This window comes from Chamaesiphon sp. OTE_8_metabat_110 (assembly GCF_031382685.1).
Classification (GTDB): Bacteria; Cyanobacteriota; Cyanobacteriia; order Cyanobacteriales; family Chamaesiphonaceae; genus Chamaesiphon.
Map to the genome: position 1 here is coordinate 1 of NZ_JANMZA010000349.1, position 2,718 is coordinate 2,718.

At 47.2% G+C, this 2,718-nt stretch carries 2 protein-coding genes; both read left to right on the forward strand.

From position 1 onward, the window contains the following. Nucleotides 1-192: hypothetical protein (locus RMO52_RS12785; RefSeq protein WP_310414713.1), on the forward strand; the 192-nt coding region annotated here is incomplete at its 5' end. Between the two features lie 516 nt (nt 193-708). Beyond that, nucleotides 709-2,643 (forward strand): nucleoside-diphosphate sugar epimerase/dehydratase, encoded by a 1,935-nt coding sequence (locus RMO52_RS12790; protein ID WP_309738198.1) that lies wholly within the window; start codon nt 709-711, stop codon nt 2,641-2,643. Nucleotides 2,644-2,718: the final 75 nt, after the last annotated feature.

Genomic DNA, 2,718 nt, shown 5'->3' on the forward strand with positions numbered 1-2,718 from the left:
GTCGCTGGTGTTGCAGCGGGAGCAGTGGTTTTAGTTGCCTCGATCGCTTTTGCCAAAGGTACCGATGCGGTAACTTTGCTTAATGAATTGCTATTATTTGGCGTAGTCGGTGCTGCCAATGCAGGGCTGATGGCAACAAGAACACCTGTAAAGACCGATCCCAGCATTAAAGATGCAATGCGACCGATTTGAGCATGTTTGAGATGAGACTTTTGGCTGTTTTGATTCATGGTTTCCCTGGTACACCCCTCACTGGAAAAGTTAACACTTAACATTTTAGTGCAATTTTCCGAATCGCGAGAAGATGGTTGTTTATTATAAGTTTACACAACAATCGATTTTCGGGTCGGTTTGTTTTATCCATCGGTTGAGTTCACGGATGCACTCGATCGAAGATTTAAACATTCCAGACTGTGAATCGGTTAGCTTGCGCCTAGCTCCAAATAAGTTCAGAGATTTGGCTGAGTACATTTGGAGCAAAAAAATATACTTTAGATGTATTGAGAAAGCTTTTGCAAGCCGTTTTTTGCAGTCCTTACTTACCAAGATTGCTCGGTTTAGATTACTTCAATTCATCAAGCAACAACCTCTTACATTACACTACAACGTCAGTTGCGATCGTATTGGCAAAGGTCATAAATCGAGTTTCATACTTGATTAAAACTTGATTTTCAACTTGTTAAAAACCGTCGATTGTGTCATAATACCATGTCCACTAACAGCCGATCTTTGTTGAGTATTGAAGCTACTGCGGCAACTCTTGAGAAACTTGTCAATGCGCTTTCCAATCATCAGAAGTATACAATCCTGACGTCGATAGACATCAGTTTGTTCCTGATCTCAATTACGGCGGCGATCGGCTTCGAGTATGGATTTGACCTTGTTGCCTTACAATTTGTACAGCTTGGTGATTTTGCGATCGTCGAGATCGTAATTAAAATTGGATTGTTTTGGTATTTTGGGATTTATCAGCAGGTATTGCGCTACATCGATGGTGGATCGATCTTTCCAATTGCCAAAGCGATCGCCGCAAGTTTTTTGGCGACGACAATAATTGCCAATTTGTTCTTTAATCCGGCGATTCCAGCTTCGGTGGCACTGGTCGATGGAATGCTCTCGCTGATATTGTCGATCGCGTTTAGGTTGTGCGTACGATTGACGTGGGGACGGATGCGCCAGATCAATCATCCCTGTGCGGACAACGGTGTCGTCATTTACGGTGCAGGCAGCGCTGGCTGTATCCTCGCCCAAGCTCTAGTCAGCGAGCATGGCAAGCGTCCAGTCGGGTTTATCGATGACAATCCCGATCTCCAAGGTCGCAACGTTCAGGGGATTCGCGTTTATGCACCCGCCGAACTGCTGAAGCTCAAGGCAAATGTTGGCTTTGATGAAATCCTGTTGGCAATGCCGTCCCTCGAAGGTCATCGCAAACGCGATATTTTACAGAAGCTGCAAGTGTTGGGAGTACCCGTCAAGACAGTACCCAGTATTGCCGAAATTTTGAGCGGTCATGTGTCGGTTTCCAGAGTCCGCGAACTAGATGTCGAAGATTTACTCGGACGTAAACCAATTGCCGCACGTCCCGAACTGTTGCAGCATGACATTACCGATCGAGTCGTCCTAGTTACGGGTGGTGGGGGTTCGATCGGTTCGGAACTCTGTCGTCAAATTGCGAAGCAACAGCCTAGAATGCTGATTGTCTATGAGCTACACGAATTTGCGCTCTATCAGATGGATCTCGAACTAGGCGAGAATTATCCCCACCTCAATAAGGTTGCTTGTCTGGGTTCGGTAACTGACGCTCAAACTCTCACCCAAGTTTTGGAAAAATATGGCGTCCAAACGATCTATCACGCCGCCGCCTACAAACACGTGCCGATCGTCGAAGCCAATCCAGTATCAGGCATTGTCAATAACATCAGCGGTACGCTAACTACAGCGACTTGTGCGATCGCCTGTGGGGTATCAAAATTTGTGCTGATCTCCACAGACAAAGCCGTGCGTCCGACGAATATCATGGGCGCAACCAAGCGAGTTGCCGAGTTAGTTTTACAAGGTTTAGCCGATCTGCCCAACCATACTACCTGCTTTACAATGGTGCGGTTTGGCAATGTCCTGGGCAGTAGTGGTTCGGTCGTACCGCGTTTTCGCGAACAAATTATGTCTGGTAAGTCGATCACCCTGACACATATAGATATTACTCGTTACTTTATGACCATCCCCGAAGCGGCAACGCTGGTGATTCAAGCAGGGGCGATGGCAAAAGGTGGTGAAGTGTTCTTGCTCGATATGGGCGAACCTGTCAAAATTTTCGATTTGGCAACCCAGATGATCCGCCTACATGGGATGGAACCCGATCGCGATGTCTCGATCGAGATCGTCGGCTTACGTCCCGGTGAGAAAATCTATGAGGAGCTACTGATCGACTGTAATGCCGCAGTACCAACCGGACATCCCAAAATTTTCTGCGCTCGCGAAGCCAAATTGGCTTGGCAGGAACTCGCTCCTCAACTTACCAATTTACTGGATGCGGCGGCTGAGTGTGAGGTTACTGAATGTGTATCGGCTCTGCACGAGCTAGTTCCTGAATATCAACCGATGGGGCAATATGCGCGGACGCAGTATGAAGTGGTGGCGGTCTAGGGGTGAGGGGTAAAAGGTAAAGAATCAGTGTATACACAAGTCTGTTAAAGTAGCAGAATAGCCCCTCTACCCCAC